This window comes from Rhodanobacter sp. G2-10 (assembly GCF_055809185.1).
Genome location: NZ_CM147900.1, coordinates 991,546 through 1,006,602 on the forward strand (window position 1 = coordinate 991,546; position 15,057 = coordinate 1,006,602).

The window sequence follows — 15,057 nt, forward strand, 5'->3', positions numbered from 1 at the left end:
AACCTAGATTAACTGATGACCCTTGGTCAAAAGCGGAGGAGTGACGGCCTCCGATATGGTGCAACAAAGCTATGCCATGCGACAGGTTTACGAAATCGCCACGTTCCAGGGATCGACGAGTTCTATGCCATCATTGATGAAGTCGCGGATATTTCGCGTAGCCAGCGTGGCGCCATGCGCGCGCGTGATGGCAGCAATCATGGCATCGAACTGGCTGATCGGTTGGCCTCTGGCCTTGCGCTCTGTGGCGATGTTGGCATATTCATCTGCGGCCGCACTATCAAAAGCAAGAGTGCGGCCGGAAAAATCTTCGTCGAAGATGGCCCGAACGACACTTTGCAAATTGTCGAGGCGTCGACCTTGTGACAACAGGTGGAAGCCGCAGAGGATTTCGCCGCGTGTAATCGTGGTGGTAAATAGCGCAGACGTCGGCTGCGACTCCAGCCATGCCAGCACGCTCGCGTCTGGTATGGGGCATAGGATTTCCGAGAGCACATTGGTATCCAGCACGATCATAAATTATGACCGGGCGGCAACCGAATCGCTTCACGTGCCGGTGATCGCAGATCAATACCGCCCAAAGGATCGATTTTTGCGCGGATGGACTTGATCAGGGACTCACGATGGGGGCCCTCGGTGGACAGCGAGGTGCGGAGGATGTCACGTGCCTCTTCCTCCATGGAGCGCCCGTGACATGCGGCCCGTACGCGCAGCCGCTGTTTCAATCCGTCATCGAGATTGCGGATCGTCATCGTGGCCATCACAAGTCTCGATTAGTCAATGACTGCATCGTAGTCATTGACTGCGATGGTGTCCAGACCAGCCAAGCCACTGCCGGTGTAGTGCACGCGCTTGGCTTTTGCTGATTTGTGGATTTTCTACTGCATTCCAGGCAGCGCGCGTAACTGTTTCAAGCTGGCGTCTAGGCTGCCACCGATATTCAGTCCTTGCAGGCGTTCGAGCGCTGCGTGAGCCTCCGCCTTGCTACCTTGCGCTGCCAACATTCGGACCAATGTGATTCGATAGGCTGGCTCATTGGGTTTGGCGCTCACGGCTCCCTGGATCATGTGCAATCCGAGCGTATGGTCGTCCAGCACGTTCCAGGCATAGTCGGCGTAGGTCGCCAGCAGTCGTGCGCTGGGCTCCGGGTGTGCGAGCGCAGCGAGAAAGGCCTGGATCATGCGCTGCTTCGGTAGGTCGCACCTGTGTTCGCGCGCGCACTGGGTCAAAGCCGCGAGCGAACTTTCATCCTGGACACCCGGACGGCGCGCCTGGAGCTTCGTGACCATGCTGTCCCACCACGCATCCTTCAGTGGCAGGTGCATGCGTGAATTCATGAAGATCAGTGCCTGTTCGGGCAGGATCGAGGCATCGGGCAGGGCGGCAGCTTTTTCCAGCGGTGCATACGCCAGTTGGGTGAACGGAGAATTCGGGTCGTAGTGCGAATAGACAATGTAGGTGCGGCCCAGCTCGTACTCTGCGCGTGGCGATTGTGGCGCACGGCTGGCCAGATCTTCTGCCAAGCGCAGCGGGTTGCCCCAGGCGTAAGCGGTAAGTGCGGTGAGTGCAGTCCAGCAGACCAGAAGCGCACCCAGCAACACGTGACGTGGGAGCGCAAAAACTTCACGTCGTGGCGCGGCCAGCAATGGCACGACGGCCAGTAGCAGACCGAAGCTGGCGAAGTAGTTGCGGTGTTCGTAGATCAGCTCCAGCGGCAGGATGGTGCCGGTGAGCAACTGGCAGCCGAGGAACAAGGCGATGCCCAAGGCTATCAACGGAGCCCGGTTGCGCAGCCACAGCATCAGCGCGGCCAGCATGCCGAGCAAGGCGATGCACGCCAGCGTGGTCCATGGAGTCAGCAAGCCGGTGGAGACACGGAAATCGTCGTGATAGAAAGACAACGCATCCGGTGTAGGCAGCAAGGTCCAGCGGATGTAGTCCACCACGATGCGTGCTTCGCTGAGCAGGCGCGTGCGCAGGTCGAAGTCGCGAGTCGACCAGTTGCCGGGGTTCAAGACTTGCGGCAGCAACCACGCTACGCCCAGGACCATCGGCAACCAAAGAACCACCACGAACAGGCCGATCAGTCGAAAGTCCCTTTGGCCACCCCGCTTGCGGAAACCGAAGATCAACCACTCGATGAGCATGGCATACAGCGGCAGCATCACCGCAGTTTCCTTGGCCAGTACGCCCACGCCGGTGCATGCCACGATGCTGGTGACGCATAGCAGGCAGCTTCGGGTGCCGGGCGACATGCCTCGGTGGCGCGGCCCACCGTCCTCTGCATCTTGGGGCGCCTCGCTCAGCATGCGCCGGCGCGCGGCGACGTAGCCAAGCAGGCCGAGCAAGACGAACAGGTTGGCCAGGCTCTCCATGCGCTGCACGACGTAGAGCACACCGGTGAGGTTGATTGGCAGCAGCATCCAGCAGGCGGCGACCAATGCAGAAGTCACCCCGACACGTTGTTTCGCGTCGCCGGGAACGCTTCGCAGCAATGCTCGGGTCAACAAAAACACCAGCAATCCGTTCAACAAGTGGATGACCAGATTGGTCAGCTTCATCCAGTACGGATCGAGGCCGGTTGCGAGATAATTGACCGCAAAACTCAACGAGGCCAGCGGTCGCTTGAATTCGCTGGCAGGTGAGGAAAGTGCAGCGCCAACCAGCGACGAAAAGCTGGCGTCATGCGGTTGCACGCCGTGGTTATCGACGATATTGGGGTAGTCGTCGAACAGGAATCCGCCAGACAAGCCGGGCCAGTAGACCGCGAGAGTAGCTGCGAATGCGGTGACCAGAATCCACCACGGTAAGCTCGGGCGTCGGGAGAGTTGGCGCATCAGTGGCTGCTACTCGGCTCGAAGTTGGGATGTGCAGTATTGGTGCTGGACGCCTTCGCGTCGATACTCAGCTGAAGTCGCAGCCTAGCGAGCTCGTGTGGCCAGTAGTCTTGGTACGCCAGTATCCATGCGTGGATCATGGGCATGCCAAAGCCCGGTGGTACCGCCAATTCTTGCACCTGCTGATAATGATCGAGCAACTGCAGGCCCTGCGCGGGATAGCCGGTCGCACCCAATGTGGCTGCTGCTTCCAGTGCCATGCCGGGTCGCACTTGCAAGTCGAGCGCACGGCGGAAATCCGCCAGTGCAGCGTCGGGCCGATGCTCGGCAAGCGCGATGCGACCACGCAAATAGGTCAGGTCCTGAAGTGGCCCGGCGGCACCCAGCGAAGGATTCTGCAGGCCCGCATCGACCAGATTGCCCAGTGCCGAAAGGGTCAGGCCCGGACAACTACCAGAGCTTGCCACAGGCAGCGTGCGGTCAAACCAGTGCGCGATCAGCGCGCCTACGTTCCTGGTGGTGCGCATGGCAGTCCGTGCGGCGGCCAGGTCGTCGGGATCGATGCCTCCGGTCATGCAGCGCGCGCCAATCAGGTTGAAGGTGAGCTGCACCTGATCCGGCTGGGCAGCAAGTAGGCTTTCGAGTCGACGGATGGCCTCGCGCGGATGACCGTTCTGCATCTCGATTTGCGCTGCATTTGTTTGCGCGCGGGCGGATTGGGGATTGATTCCCGCCCAGATCAAGGCCTGCTGATGCACGTTGCCCCAGACCTCGGAGCGAGCATGAGTCATCCATGCCAAGCCAAGCGGCAAGGCGATCAGCAGGATCCGTTTGGGGATTTTCAGGGAGCGTGCGTCAGCCAGCCACAGGCCGAGAGGCCAGAACATCAGCATCGCCGGGACGTAGTTGCGGTGCTCGAAATAAAGCTCCAGCGGAATCGAGGTGGATTCCAGCAGTTGGCCGGCGAAATAGAACAGCACCGCCAGCGCCAGTGCGGGATGGCGCCGACGCACCGACCACGCACCGACCAGCAGAGCCAGCAAGACGAGGATGGCAGGAAAGGTGCTGGCAGGGTGCCACAGTGATGTCGAGGCCGTGTACTGATCGTTGAACAATCCGCTGGAAAACGGCCGCGGCAGCCATAACAATTGCAGATAAGCGATCAACACGCGCGGTTCGGTGAGCAGTCGCTGGGCATATGTCCACGGACGTAGTGCAGGACCACCGGAGAGCACTCCGCTCGCGCCGATCCAGACCAGATAAGCGATGATCGCCAGCGCGGGCACGATGGCAAAGAGCAGCAGGCAGATGCGGTGCGCGCGCAAGGTGCTGCCTGCGGGCAGCGGACGCCGTGGCGACAGCACGATGAATTCAATCAACAACGCATAGAAGGGCAGCAGCGCACCATTTGCCTTGGCCAATACCCCCAGCAGCGTGAAGCCACCCAGGCCCAGGACACTCCACAACAATCCACCGCGGATATTGCCGCTCAGCAATTGATTCCGCCCATGCAACCAGACCAGCAGGCCGGCGATAACGCACGTTGCCGGAAGCATGGCCTCACGCTGCACAATGTAAAGGGTGGTGGAGACCAGCAGCGGATGCAGCAACCACACTGCGACGCCGAACAGCGAGGCCATGCGGTAGCGTCGAGGAACGACGCCGAGAAATTGGCCGAGTCGGGTCAGCAACGCGTACAGCAGGGCGCCGTTGAGGAGGTGAAGAATCAGGTTGGTGCGCTTGAACGGATACGGATCGGCTGGCCAGTTTCGCGCATCGATCAAAAAGGTCAGCAGGGTCAGCGGTCGTCCGGTGGGGTCAGCGATGCCGGAGGTGATGTAGCGCAAGAAGGTGGCCCAATTGTCGATTGGGCCGCTGGCGCCCAGCGCTGGCAGATTCCCGAAGTCGTCGAACAGGAAGGCGCCATGCAAACCGGGTGCGTAAGCCCACCAAGCGACGCAGGCCAGTAATGCCATAATCAACAGGATGGGCAACGTGGTCAGGCGCGCGCGCATGGGCAGTCCGTCAAATGAAGAAGGGCCGCACGAGGCGGCCCTTCAGGACACTAAAGCGATCGCCAGCTATTAACGGCAGGACGACGGCAGGTACTTGCTCGGCACGGTGGTCAAGGCGTTGGTGCAGGACCACTTCATGCTGCCGCCGGTGGTGATGGGCGAGAGCGAAAGCACCTTGGCGTCGATGGCAGTGTTGGCTTTCTGCGGGGTGGATTTGGAATAGGTGGCAGTCAGGATGCCAGCAGAGGTGACGTCCACTTTGCTGACGTAGCTACCTTGGATGGAGGTGTCGGTGGCCAGACCTGCCGAAGTGTTAAATCCCGGGAGCCGACCATAGTTGCTGTAGAACTCCGCGACGGCCGTCTTGCCGCCGTCCATCAGGGTGGCGCCTTCAGACACCTGCGCACGCACCAGGTAGTCCTGGTAGGCCGGGATGGCGATGGCGGCGAGGATCGCGATGATCGCAACCACGATCATCAGTTCGATCAGGGTAAAGCCTTTCTGCATATTCTTCATGGTGGTTCCTCTTTGGATGGTTAGCTAACCGTTGATGCCCCCTGAGCCCCAGTCCTGGATCCCCCTAGGCAGGATCGGACCCCTTACTCGTGGTCAGGAACGACCAGGAAGCTCGCGGAAAGTGAAGCACGTTATGTGCCACAGCTTCCGCTGGTGTATTCCCGCATATCGCGGGCTTCGGGATTGTGCCTTTCGTCACGAAAGGCTGCAAGCATCCGCGTATCTGGGATTGTGCTGTTGCGGCTATTGCCGCCATGCCAGCTGGGAGGATGGCGTGGTGGGGCAACTAGTGACGCGTTTTGTCAGTTTGTGTTGATTCGCTCTTCCGAAAAGCAGGCGTCACTGGCGGCAGGACGATGGAAGATACTTGCTGGGCACCGTGCCCCCGGTGCACGACCAGGTGATGCTCCCGGCGTGAGTGAGGGCCGACAATACCAAGTTGCTTGACTTGATCGCCACGTTTGCCTTCGGAGTATTGAACGATATGGTGATCTTTCCTGCGGGCGCCAAGTCCAGCCCCGAAACATAAGTGCCGGTGATCGAAGCGCTTGTCGCCAGCCCTGCTGATTTGTTGTTCGTGGGCATTCGTCCGGTGTTGGAGACAAAATCCCATTCTGCGGCCTTGGCTCCGCTAGCCAGCACCATGCCTTCGGATACCTGCGCCCGAACGAGGTAGTCCTGATAGGCGGGAATGGCAATAGCGGCAAGGATGGCGATGATTGCCACGACAATCATCAGTTCGATCAACGTGAAACCTGCAGAGATGCGCTGGCGTGACATGGTGGATTCCCCCTGAAGTTCGTTGGCGGCAAGCACGATTTGTACCGAAGGAATAGCCCCCTTGTGCGCCGCATCACACTTCCGCTACGGGTACCCAAGTCGGCTTGACGAGCGCCGATTGGCGCTTCTCACGACAGGGAAGAGCTGGCAGGCGGTCGTTTGAGGTTCTTCATCCACAAGTAAAGGCGTTGGACCGCGAACATCGCCAGCATGATCTCCAATCCACGAAACGGGATGGAGTAGCGCGGCTCCGCCTGCAAAGTGCAGTAGACGGCGGTAGCAAACAGCGCGGTGACTGCCACCGTGGCGACGCCATGTTGGTTCCAGCGCCGGGTGAACGTGGCGACAAGCCCTCCGGCCAATACAAGTATCAGCAGAAGAGGATTGAGGGTGCGGCTGACAGCCTTGGCTGCCTCGTACAGAAGATTACTTTCGAACGGCGACTGGCGGGTGGCATAGACATAGACGTCACCCTGTCCAATACGGATGTTCCAGCCCCAGAAAAGGGCCGGTTTGCCCAGATACCACCTGACGTATTGCCACGGATCGCGTTGCATGCGCCGTCCGATACGCTCAAGGCCGGCAACGTGGTCGTTCTGCAGCAGCTTTGTTTCGTCCTCGACCACCCGCAGAATGAATTCACCGGTGGGGTCATGTTTCATGGCTGCGGCGTAAGCGTCCTGGAAGCTCGGCCACGAACCCTGCACCAGATTCTCCAGGGCCCGGCCCTGTGAGGATGACGGTCCAGGTGGAATCAAGCCGTTGCGAATGCCCCAAGGCACGGTCAGGGCGAGCCCCCCGATCAGCAGAGCCGCAAACATGCGCGCAGTGATCCTGCGTCTCAACACAAGGTATACCGCCAGCAGTGGCGCCAGCGGCAGCAGAACGGCGTTGGTCAACGCGCCCACCGAGAGTGTGAGGCCGCCTGCAGCGGACCAGCCGAGGCTTCGCTTGTCCAGCGCAATACGCAAAAGCAGCAGACCGAGCGCCAGCAGGAAGCCGACTAGAGTTTCGGTCAACAGATAACTGCACATGACCACGCTGTGTGGCCAGACGGCCATCAACAGCCCCGCCACTGTCAGCCAAGGCAGAGGCATCCACGCCCGGCCCAGCCACATCATGAGTACGACAGTCAGTGCCCCGAGTAAGGCCTGCGAAAGCAATACAGCGGAGTACCAGCCGCTCCACTGACCGAAAGCCTTCATCCAGGCGGCCAGGAAGATCGGGTAGCCAGGGTCACGATAACTGTCGCCAACGATGGGACTCGTGCCTGGGCGTGCTTTGGAGAACACCCCGTGCTCGCTCAAGTTTCGCGCGTAGTTGTAGTAATCGACCGCGTCGCCGCGAACGTGGGGGTCGTTGACCGGTTGATAGATCTCGGCATGGACTACGTAGTAGTAGCGGAAGCCGAATGCAAACAACCCCACGCACAACATGGCAATCCACCAGTGTCCGCGAGCGTGATTGGCCGAATCAGTCATGTGCATGCGGTGCCCGTCGGGTTCCATTTGAGCACGCAGTATGCCCGACGCGGCTGAGCAGGCGAATCAGCGGTGCGGCTTCGGGTATTGTGCGGACTTGATCACTGGCAAAGCGCTCATGAACCCCGAAGCCTACCTTGAGATGGCAGACACCGAATCCGTGCACTGGTGGTTCGCCGCCCGACGCGAGATCCTCAGCAGCATTATCGGAAGGCTTGGTTTGCCGGTTTCGGCGCGAATTCTGGAAGCCGGGTCTGGCACGGGTGGAAATCTGGCGATGCTGTCGGCGCATGGACAGGTAAGCGCGATCGAGATGGATGAGGTCGCGTGCCGGATCGCGATGGAAAGGGCCGGGAGCCGAATCGATCTTCGGCGAGGCTGCTTTCCGGACGACGTTCCGTTCAAGGAAGAAACCTTTGACCTGATTGGCATGTTCGACGTGCTGGAGCATGTCGAGCGTGATGTCGAGACGTTGGTGGCCCTGCGAACTCTTCTCGCACCTGACGGGCGCATGTTGATCACTGTACCGGCGTACCAGTGGATGTGGAGTGCGCACGACGAGTTCCTTCACCACAAGCGGCGCTATACCGCCAAGAATTTGCGCAAAGCGCTGGTCGATGCGGGGCTGCAGGTAGAGCGGGTGTCGTACTTCAACATGTGGTTGCTGCCGCTGGCGACTCTGTCGCGCTTCAAGGATCGGTTGATGCCAGCTGCCCGCTCGTCAGGTGCGGGGGTGCCTCCCGCATTCGTCAATCGCACCCTGTTGCGGATTTTTCGCAGCGAGCGACTGCTGCTGGAACGGTTCAATCTGCCTGCGGGCGTGTCGCTGCTGGCGGTTGTGCGGCGGGGCGATGGGGGCGAGTGAGCAGATTCTCCTGAGGCCCACCTTTCGGGGTAGAACCCGGTCGCGCGAGTTCACGTACAGATTCGCGCAATTGCGGTGGTTGCCCGGCTCGACGGCTGCGAATGCATCCGCAGCACCGTGCGGGTGTGTGGCATGCTCGGCAGCCAACAAGGGCACTCAGCCCTTCTCACGCGGATGTGGGCACGTTGGGCAACCAGCGTTCGCGAGGTAGCGCAGCGAGGTGCAAGGTGCATTCAGGAATTGAGAGGGTACTGCGAAAACAGCGTCGCAACCCTCGCGGCATATGGAGAGTTCTGCTGGTTTTGTTTGCTTTCATGGTACCTGGGACGGCGCTGCTGGGATGGGTGGGCGGCCGGTTGCCGCCACCGCGCTTCACTTTCGTGGTGGGCGGCGGTGGACTCGCTCCCATCGACTATCCGTTGTGGCGCCGTGTGAGTGATCGCATAGGGCATCGAAAGTACGTGATGCTTACCTTCGATGATGGGCCGTATGGCGAAGGTGTCGATGGGCGCATTCTGCAAATTCTGGTGAAGCACCGCGCGCATGCAGTCTTTTTTGAAGTGTGCCGCCACATCACCGACCAGACCATTGATGTGCCACGAGCCATAGTTGGAGCGGGCAGCATCCTCGGAAACCACAGCTACGATCATCTGCACCTGCCAAAGTTGCGTCATGATGCATTGATTCACCAAGTTGAAGGATGCAGCGACCGAATTCATTCAGTTGCGGGCGTGCGGCCGCTCTTGTTCAGACCCCCGTGGGGACAGACATCACCTGCTGTCTTGCACGCAATACTTGCGGCGGGCATGCGGCAGGTCTTATGGGATGCGAACAGTGGCGATAGTTGGTTGAGGAGTCCCGCTGAGATTGTGAAGCTTTCACTGGACGAAGCGTCGCACGGCTCGATCTTGCTGATGCACAGTCGCCCGACGACGGCGGAAGCACTAGACGAATTGTTGACCAAACTACAGCAGCGTGGATTTCGGTTTGTGATTCCAGAAGCCGAGGGCGATCCAGATTCAGTCAAGCCAGCGATACCACCAAATGAGCTGCCATCATCGCAACTGCCGCTGGGTGTTTGAGCGATGGCCATTCTTGAGACAGTCGGCCCAGCTTGGGGGATTCCTCATACATTGCAGCTCAGCTGATTTGATTGCCGGTGTGAGGTCGAACGCTTCCCTACTTGCAGCCTAGGTAGGCAGCATAAGGCTGGGTTTGCCTTGCTTGGTGCTGGCGCGGTCGAAGAATCTGCTCCAGCCGTCGAGTCGCTCCTCAGGCACGGTGGTTCTCCCGGCCTTCGTCAATCGCACGCTGTTCTCCATATTTCGCAGCGAGCGGCATTTGCTGGATGGGTTTGATTTGCCGGTGGGTGTTTCATTGCTGGCGGTGGTTCGGCGCGGCGACGGTGGCGGGTGAGTGGTTGCCGGGCGACGTGGGTTTTAGATGCGGGATTCATTGGTTGGTTGAGGGGAGGCCGGCGGGCAGAGCCCGCCCTACGCGGTGGTTGTTGCGGCGACGCGCGGCGGCTGTGGCGATCGTCGTAATCACATGGCCTCGCTCCCGCGCATTCAGGCACCGCGGTGCCAGTGGTGGTGAGCTGGTGCTCCCAATACAACCACGCGAGGGCGAGGCCATGTGATTACGGTGCGGCAACGGCCGACGGGCCACGGAGCGGCTGGGTGTCTACGCAATACCGAGGCGCGCGCGTTCCTGGTCGAGGGTGGTGACGATGGTGGCGCCCAGGTCGGTATCCATCGCCATCGCCTGCAGGCATGTGTTGCGATAGTTGATGTCGTGGAGCAGTGCCAGGCAGCGGCTGAAGTGTGTGCGCACGGACTGGCCGTAGGCGCCTTCCGCTTTTTCAAGCGCGGTGGGCGGTATCGGGCCCCAGCTCTTGATCATCATGGCCAGGTCGATCAGATCGCGGCTCATTTGTGAGCGATCCATCCCGCGGTCGGTGTTGGCGAGCAGCTTCTCGGCATACATGTCGTTGCGATCGAGCACGGGCACGGCGAGGTCGGGGTCGAACGCTCCGCCAATGTCGATACGGCCCTCCAGCACGAATTCGACCCTGATGGGGATCTTTTCGACTTCCAGCACGGTTGATATCTTGTCGCGCTGTGTGCGGACGTCGCGGAGATGCTCGACTGGTGAGCGCAGCAAGCCACCAAGCGTGGGTGGCGTAATCGTGTTGCGCAGCAACCGGTAGCCGGCCATGTCTGAACACAGGAAGTCGATGTCGACGGATTCACGGTATTCGCCCAGCTTGAGCGCGATGGCAGTGCCCCCGCCGAAGTAGCAATTCGCCTGCGTGAGCAGATCGCCGTCCAGCATGCGCAAGAGTTTGGCGATTTTCTGGTGGTGCGGGCGCTCAAACATGCAGAACTCCGTGCCCGTATTTTTCCACCAGATGGCGAAGAAATGCATGTTCGTGAGGGGGCATCCGGTCGGCATCGACCCGATCCCAATGACGCTCGTAGAGTGCCAGTGCATCGCGTTCGGCAATGGTGTCGACGCCAGGGCGGTTCCAGGTCAACTGTGTGAGCTGGGGATACTCCGCGATCCGCACTTCGGCCGGCTTCACCGCCGGCATCAGGTCGAGTGCGTCCATCGTTGCCATATAAGCCGCCAGAGCCACCCCCGGCTTGCCCTGTTCGACCTCGATCAGCTTTTGCCGACCGATGCCGGCGCGAAGAGCCAGTTCGACTTGCGTCAGGCCTTGCTGCTTGCGCTGGGCGCGCAAGGTCGCGCCAAGTTGGCGGGCGAGTCTGGTGAATGGTGCGTCCTTGGGCATGTCATGAATATACGACATTTGGTGGGTTGAATCTCCTGGTGCAAAGGCGGTGCGTTCCCGATTGGACGACCGTGGGGTGGCTGACGGCGGCATCGCCTTGGCATGTGCGGGGAGAAACCCGGGGATGGATCGATGGGGAACGGAAGGATCATTCTTGCGGAAATCTGGAGTTGAAGGGCAGCTACGGGAGATCCGGGAATCGCAAGAGCATCGCCCCTCGGACGCGCTTCTGCAGGTCTTTCGGGACGCGACTCTCTTTGGCGAGACGCTGTTGCTTGATCAGTTCGCAATTGAATGCCGGGTAACGACTGGCATCGCTCGGTGTTGGTGTGATTGACAACACTTCATGGGAGTTGACGTGTTCTCCAACATGAAAGCCAAGCTGCTGCTCCGCGAGCGCCAGAGTCTGTCGAAAACAGCGTTCATCGAGGTTGTCATCTGGCACGTGTCCAGGCCAGTGCCCGGCAGTGATCACGATTACAAATGCAGTTTGGCGCTGATTGCTGAAGGTGCCTGCGTGCTGCGATACGACAACGAGGCTGGCAAAGGCGATCACAAGCATGTGGCTGATGGCGAGGTGAACTATCGCTTCATCGATCTGGCCAGGCTGCAAACCGATTTCTGGAACGACGTTGAAACGTGGAGAGCAGCGCAATGAAAACCGTGACACTCAGTGTTTCTTCCATTGAGGCAAGCAAGCGGCGCATGGCTGACGCTTTCCAGGGCGAGGCGCAGGGCACGTTTATTTCGTTTACGTCAATTGAGCTGCTCTGGAAGGTGCTGACCGTCAAACGATGGGAAATTCTGCATGCCATGACGGGTCAAGGCGAGCTGGCGATCCGCGAGGTGGCCCGCCGTGTCGGCCGCGATGTCAAAGCTGTCCATGGCGACGTGACTGCCCTGGTCCATGCTGGCGTACTTGAGCGATCCGGTGCTGGGGTAGCGTTCCCCTACGACGCCGTGCATGTAGTTTTCACTCTGCGCAAAGCAGCGTAGAAGCCCGGGCGGTAGAGTTCACTGTCTGGTGATTGGCAAGAGCTGGCGGGCAGAGCCCGCCCTACGGCGCGGCGGCTGTGGCGCGGCGGTTCTAGGGCGGGCTCTGCCCGCCGGCTGTTCTGACCGGAGGCCTTGCCTGTTGCGAGGCAGCCTCGTACCGTCAGCGTTTCGACCCGAACTTCAGGAATTCCCATGAAACCGCTGATTGCTGCCTTGCTGCTTGCCCTGATTGCGTCGCCGGCGCTGGCGGGTGACGTCGTCGACACCAGTTTCGTCAAGGCGCAGGGGCCGCACGCGTTCAATGTGCGTGACCTGGTGATGATGGATCGGGTCGGCGATCCGCAGCTTTCGCCGGATGGGCGCTATGCGGCGTTTGGCGTGCGCAGCACGGATTACGCGGCGAACAAGGGTGTCCACGCGATCTATGTGCTGGACTTGGCGAGCAAGGGTGCCAGGCCGGTGAAGGTGGTGGACAAGGGCTCGTCGGCGCGCTGGTCGGCGGATGGGCACAGCCTGTATTTCATGGCGACGGCGAAGGATGTGGCGCAGCTGTGGCGGATTGATCTGGGCGGCAAGGATGGCCTGAATCTCGCCGCGCACGCGGCGGCAGTGCAGGTGACCCATGCGCCGCTGGATCTGGGCGGCTTCAAATTGTCGCCGGATGGTAAGCAGGTGTTGCTCTCCTACGCGGTATTCACCGATTGCACGACGCTGGCGTGTACCGAGCAGCGCCTGCAGGCGCGCAAGGACGACAAGGCCAGCGGCACGCTCTACAAGAAGTTGTTCGTGCGGCATTGGGATACCTGGGAGGATGGGCGCCGCAACCAGCTGTTTGTGGGCACGTTTGGGGCGGATGGCCAACTACCCGCCGAGCCGACCTTGCTGAGCCGCGGCATCGATGGCGACGTGCCGAGCAAACCGTTTGGTGATGACAGCGAGTTCGCCTTCGCACCGGATGGCAAGAGCGTGTATTTCGACGTGCGCATTGCCGGCACCACCGAACCGTGGTCGACCAATTTCGATATCTATCGCGTGCCGGTGGATGGCTCGGCCAAGCCGACCAACCTCACGGCCGAAAACAAGGCCTGGGACGCCTACCCGGTGCCTTCGCCCGATGGCAAGACGCTTTATTACCTGGCGATGAAGACCCCCGGCTTCGAGGCGGATCGTTTCGCGATCAAGGCGATGGACCTGGCCACCGGGGCGATCCACGAGGTGGATCCGCGCTGGGATCGCTCGCCCGGCGGCCTTTCGATTTCCGCCGATGGCAAGACCTTGTACGCCACGGCGGACGACGAGGGACAGCATCCGTTGTTCGCGATCGACCCTGCCAACGGGCAGGTGCGCAGCCTCTCGGGCAAGGGCGCCGTGGCGGGCTATTCAGCCGCTGCCGGCAAGCTGTTGCTTGCGCGCAATGATCTGAAGCGGCCTTCGGACCTTTACACGCTTGATGCGACCCGCGGTAGCGCCGAGGGGGACGGCCTGAAGCAGGTGACCCACTTCAATGCCCAGGACCTTGAGCAGGCCAGGGTTGGCGACTTCGAGTTCTTCCAGTTCCCGGGTTGGAACGACGAAACCGTGCAGGGTTACGTGGTCAAGCCGGTCGGTTACCAGAAGGGCAAGACGTATCCCGTTGCCTTCATCATCCATGGTGGTCCGCAGGGTGCGATGACCAACAGCTGGAGCTACCGCTGGAACCCGCAGACCTATGCCGGCCAGGGTTTTGCCGTGGTCACCATCAACTTCCACGGTTCCACCGGTTACGGCCAGAAGTTCACCGACTCGATCTCCGGCGACTGGGGCGGCAAGCCGCTGGAGGACCTGAAGCTGGGCTGGAAGGCTGCGCTGGGCAAATATAAGTTCCTCGATGGCGACCGCGCCTGTGCGCTGGGTGCCAGCTACGGCGGCTACATGGTGTACTGGATGGCCGGCGTGTGGAACCAGCCATGGAAATGCATGGTGGACCACGACGGCGTGTTCGACGCGCGCATGATGTACTACGCCACCGAAGAGTTGTGGTTCGAGGAGCGGGAGAACGGCGGCACGCAGTACGACGTGCCGCAGAACTACGAGAAGTTCAACCCGATCAACCACGTCAAGGATTGGCGCGTGCCGATGCTGGTGGTGCACAGCGCCGATGATTTCCGCATCCCGATCACGCAGGGCCTGGGCGCATTCACCGCGCTGCAGCGCCAGGGTATCCCCAGCGAGTTCCTGACCTTCCCCGACGAGAACCACTGGGTGCTGAAGCCGCACAACAGCGTGCAGTGGCACGACACGGTGAATGCGTGGCTGAAGAAATGGACGGCGAAGGGTGCGCCTGAGGCGGCGACGAAGTAGCAAGCCCGGGCGCGCAACTCGCTTCCCCCGCGCAGCGGGGGAAGCTGCCCAGAGGGCTGATGGGGGTGGTTTTTGGCCAGGTATGGCAAGGTCAAGAGCGCCCCCATCCGCCTTCGGCACCTTCCCCCGCTGCGCGGGGGAAGGATTTCGATGGTTTGGGCGCATTCAATGCGCTGCGGTGGATCAATCGAAGAGCCGGCGGGCGGAGCCCGCCCTACGGTGCAGCGACGGCTGGCGGGGTCCGTGCTACGCGGCGGTGGTAGGGCGGGCTCTGCCCGCCGGCTCTCCCACGTGAACACAACGGAATCGCAACTTGCGGTGCTAGCTTCCCAAGCCGCACAACAGCGTGCGGTGGCACGACACGGTGAATGCGTGGCTGAAGAAATGGACGGCGAAGGGTGCGCCTGAGGCGGCGACGAAGTAGCAAGCCCGG

The 15,057-nt window shown here is 60.9% G+C and carries 14 protein-coding genes; 5 read left to right on the forward strand and 9 right to left on the reverse strand.

The features are described 5' to 3' along the window. Positions 1 to 87 precede the first annotated feature (87 nt). The 7 genes from AC0L58_RS04375 to AC0L58_RS04405 form a co-directional block, all read right to left on the reverse strand. Positions 88 to 516, reverse strand: a complete 429-nt coding sequence (locus AC0L58_RS04375) for a PIN domain-containing protein (RefSeq protein ID WP_473687064.1) — start codon at positions 514 to 516, stop codon at positions 88 to 90. Then, positions 513 to 761 (reverse strand): FitA-like ribbon-helix-helix domain-containing protein, encoded by a 249-nt coding sequence (locus AC0L58_RS04380; RefSeq protein WP_473687066.1) that lies wholly within the window; start codon positions 759 to 761, stop codon positions 513 to 515. Before AC0L58_RS04380 ends, AC0L58_RS04375 begins: the two co-directional genes overlap by 4 nt. A gap of 117 nt (positions 762 to 878) precedes the next feature. Beyond that, positions 879 to 2,837 (reverse strand): hypothetical protein, encoded by a 1,959-nt coding sequence (locus tag AC0L58_RS04385; protein ID WP_473687068.1) that lies wholly within the window; start codon positions 2,835 to 2,837, stop codon positions 879 to 881. Further along, complete coding sequence (locus AC0L58_RS04390; RefSeq protein ID WP_473687070.1) at positions 2,837 to 4,852, reverse strand: tetratricopeptide repeat protein; 2,016 nt, start codon at positions 4,850 to 4,852, stop codon at positions 2,837 to 2,839. The genes AC0L58_RS04385 and AC0L58_RS04390 overlap by 1 nt, the downstream gene beginning before the upstream one ends. A gap of 69 nt (positions 4,853 to 4,921) precedes the next feature. After that, entirely contained in the window at positions 4,922 to 5,368 is a 447-nt protein-coding gene (locus AC0L58_RS04395) for a pilin (RefSeq protein ID WP_473687072.1), read from the reverse strand. A gap of 339 nt (positions 5,369 to 5,707) precedes the next feature. Further along, the gene (locus tag AC0L58_RS04400; protein WP_473687074.1) at positions 5,708 to 6,148 is read right to left on the reverse strand and encodes a pilin; all 441 of its coding nucleotides are present in this window, start codon (positions 6,146 to 6,148) and stop codon (positions 5,708 to 5,710) included. A 128-nt stretch (positions 6,149 to 6,276) separates the two neighbouring features. Then, entirely contained in the window at positions 6,277 to 7,629 is a 1,353-nt protein-coding gene (locus AC0L58_RS04405; protein ID WP_473687076.1) for a hypothetical protein, read from the reverse strand. Positions 7,630 to 7,747: 118 nt separating this feature from the next. On the opposite strand from AC0L58_RS04405, the gene AC0L58_RS04410 reads away from it, so the two are divergent. Both AC0L58_RS04410 and AC0L58_RS04415 read left to right on the forward strand, forming a co-directional pair. After that, entirely contained in the window at positions 7,748 to 8,494 is a 747-nt protein-coding gene (locus AC0L58_RS04410) for a class I SAM-dependent methyltransferase (RefSeq protein ID WP_473687078.1), read from the forward strand. A 314-nt stretch (positions 8,495 to 8,808) separates the two neighbouring features. After that, positions 8,809 to 9,576, forward strand: coding sequence for a polysaccharide deacetylase family protein (locus AC0L58_RS04415; protein WP_473688566.1), 768 nt, complete (start codon positions 8,809 to 8,811; stop codon positions 9,574 to 9,576). Positions 9,577 to 10,177: 601 nt separating this feature from the next. Here AC0L58_RS04415 and AC0L58_RS04420 read toward each other — a convergent pair. Both AC0L58_RS04420 and AC0L58_RS04425 read right to left on the reverse strand, forming a co-directional pair. Further along, entirely contained in the window at positions 10,178 to 10,873 is a 696-nt protein-coding gene (locus tag AC0L58_RS04420) for a nucleotidyl transferase AbiEii/AbiGii toxin family protein (RefSeq protein ID WP_473687080.1), read from the reverse strand. Further along, a complete protein-coding gene (locus AC0L58_RS04425; protein ID WP_473687082.1) occupies positions 10,866 to 11,306 on the reverse strand; it encodes a helix-turn-helix domain-containing protein in 441 nt (146 codons plus the stop codon). The genes AC0L58_RS04420 and AC0L58_RS04425 overlap by 8 nt, the downstream gene beginning before the upstream one ends. Positions 11,307 to 11,658: 352 nt before the next feature. Here AC0L58_RS04425 and AC0L58_RS04430 point away from each other — a divergent pair, with 352 nt between their 5' ends. From AC0L58_RS04430 to AC0L58_RS04440, 3 genes are all read left to right on the forward strand, one after another. Then, positions 11,659 to 11,946 carry a toxin-antitoxin system TumE family protein gene (locus tag AC0L58_RS04430; protein ID WP_473687084.1) on the forward strand — a complete coding sequence of 96 codons (288 nt, stop codon included), beginning with the start codon at positions 11,659 to 11,661 and terminating at the stop codon, positions 11,944 to 11,946. Continuing rightward, the gene (locus AC0L58_RS04435; RefSeq protein ID WP_473687086.1) at positions 11,943 to 12,284 is read left to right on the forward strand and encodes an HVO_A0114 family putative DNA-binding protein; all 342 of its coding nucleotides are present in this window, start codon (positions 11,943 to 11,945) and stop codon (positions 12,282 to 12,284) included. Before AC0L58_RS04430 ends, AC0L58_RS04435 begins: the two co-directional genes overlap by 4 nt. Before the next feature lie 192 nt (positions 12,285 to 12,476). Further along, positions 12,477 to 14,624: a dipeptidyl-peptidase 5 gene (locus AC0L58_RS04440; protein WP_473687088.1), complete on the forward strand. Its 2,148-nt coding sequence runs from the start codon at positions 12,477 to 12,479 to the stop codon at positions 14,622 to 14,624. Positions 14,625 to 15,057 lie beyond the last annotated feature (433 nt).

Excerpts from the sequence above, each read along its gene's own strand:
- AC0L58_RS04375 (WP_473687064.1), bottom strand. The coding sequence starts at position 516 with ATGATCGTGCTGGATACCAATGTGCTCTCGGAAATCCTATGCCCCATA.
- AC0L58_RS04380 (WP_473687066.1), bottom strand. The coding sequence starts at position 761 with ATGGCCACGATGACGATCCGCAATCTCGATGACGGATTGAAACAGCGG.
- AC0L58_RS04385 (WP_473687068.1), bottom strand. The coding sequence starts at position 2,837 with ATGCGCCAACTCTCCCGACGCCCGAGCTTACCGTGGTGGATTCTGGTC.
- AC0L58_RS04390 (WP_473687070.1), bottom strand. The coding sequence starts at position 4,852 with ATGCGCGCGCGCCTGACCACGTTGCCCATCCTGTTGATTATGGCATTA.
- AC0L58_RS04395 (WP_473687072.1), bottom strand. The coding sequence starts at position 5,368 with ATGAAGAATATGCAGAAAGGCTTTACCCTGATCGAACTGATGATCGTG.
- AC0L58_RS04400 (WP_473687074.1), bottom strand. The coding sequence starts at position 6,148 with ATGTCACGCCAGCGCATCTCTGCAGGTTTCACGTTGATCGAACTGATG.
- AC0L58_RS04405 (WP_473687076.1), bottom strand. The coding sequence starts at position 7,629 with ATGACTGATTCGGCCAATCACGCTCGCGGACACTGGTGGATTGCCATG.
- AC0L58_RS04410 (WP_473687078.1), top strand. The coding sequence starts at position 7,748 with ATGAACCCCGAAGCCTACCTTGAGATGGCAGACACCGAATCCGTGCAC.
- AC0L58_RS04415 (WP_473688566.1), top strand. The coding sequence starts at position 8,809 with ATGGTACCTGGGACGGCGCTGCTGGGATGGGTGGGCGGCCGGTTGCCG.
- AC0L58_RS04420 (WP_473687080.1), bottom strand. The coding sequence starts at position 10,873 with ATGTTTGAGCGCCCGCACCACCAGAAAATCGCCAAACTCTTGCGCATG.
- AC0L58_RS04425 (WP_473687082.1), bottom strand. The coding sequence starts at position 11,306 with ATGTCGTATATTCATGACATGCCCAAGGACGCACCATTCACCAGACTC.
- AC0L58_RS04430 (WP_473687084.1), top strand. The coding sequence starts at position 11,659 with ATGAAAGCCAAGCTGCTGCTCCGCGAGCGCCAGAGTCTGTCGAAAACA.
- AC0L58_RS04435 (WP_473687086.1), top strand. The coding sequence starts at position 11,943 with ATGAAAACCGTGACACTCAGTGTTTCTTCCATTGAGGCAAGCAAGCGG.
- AC0L58_RS04440 (WP_473687088.1), top strand. The coding sequence starts at position 12,477 with ATGAAACCGCTGATTGCTGCCTTGCTGCTTGCCCTGATTGCGTCGCCG.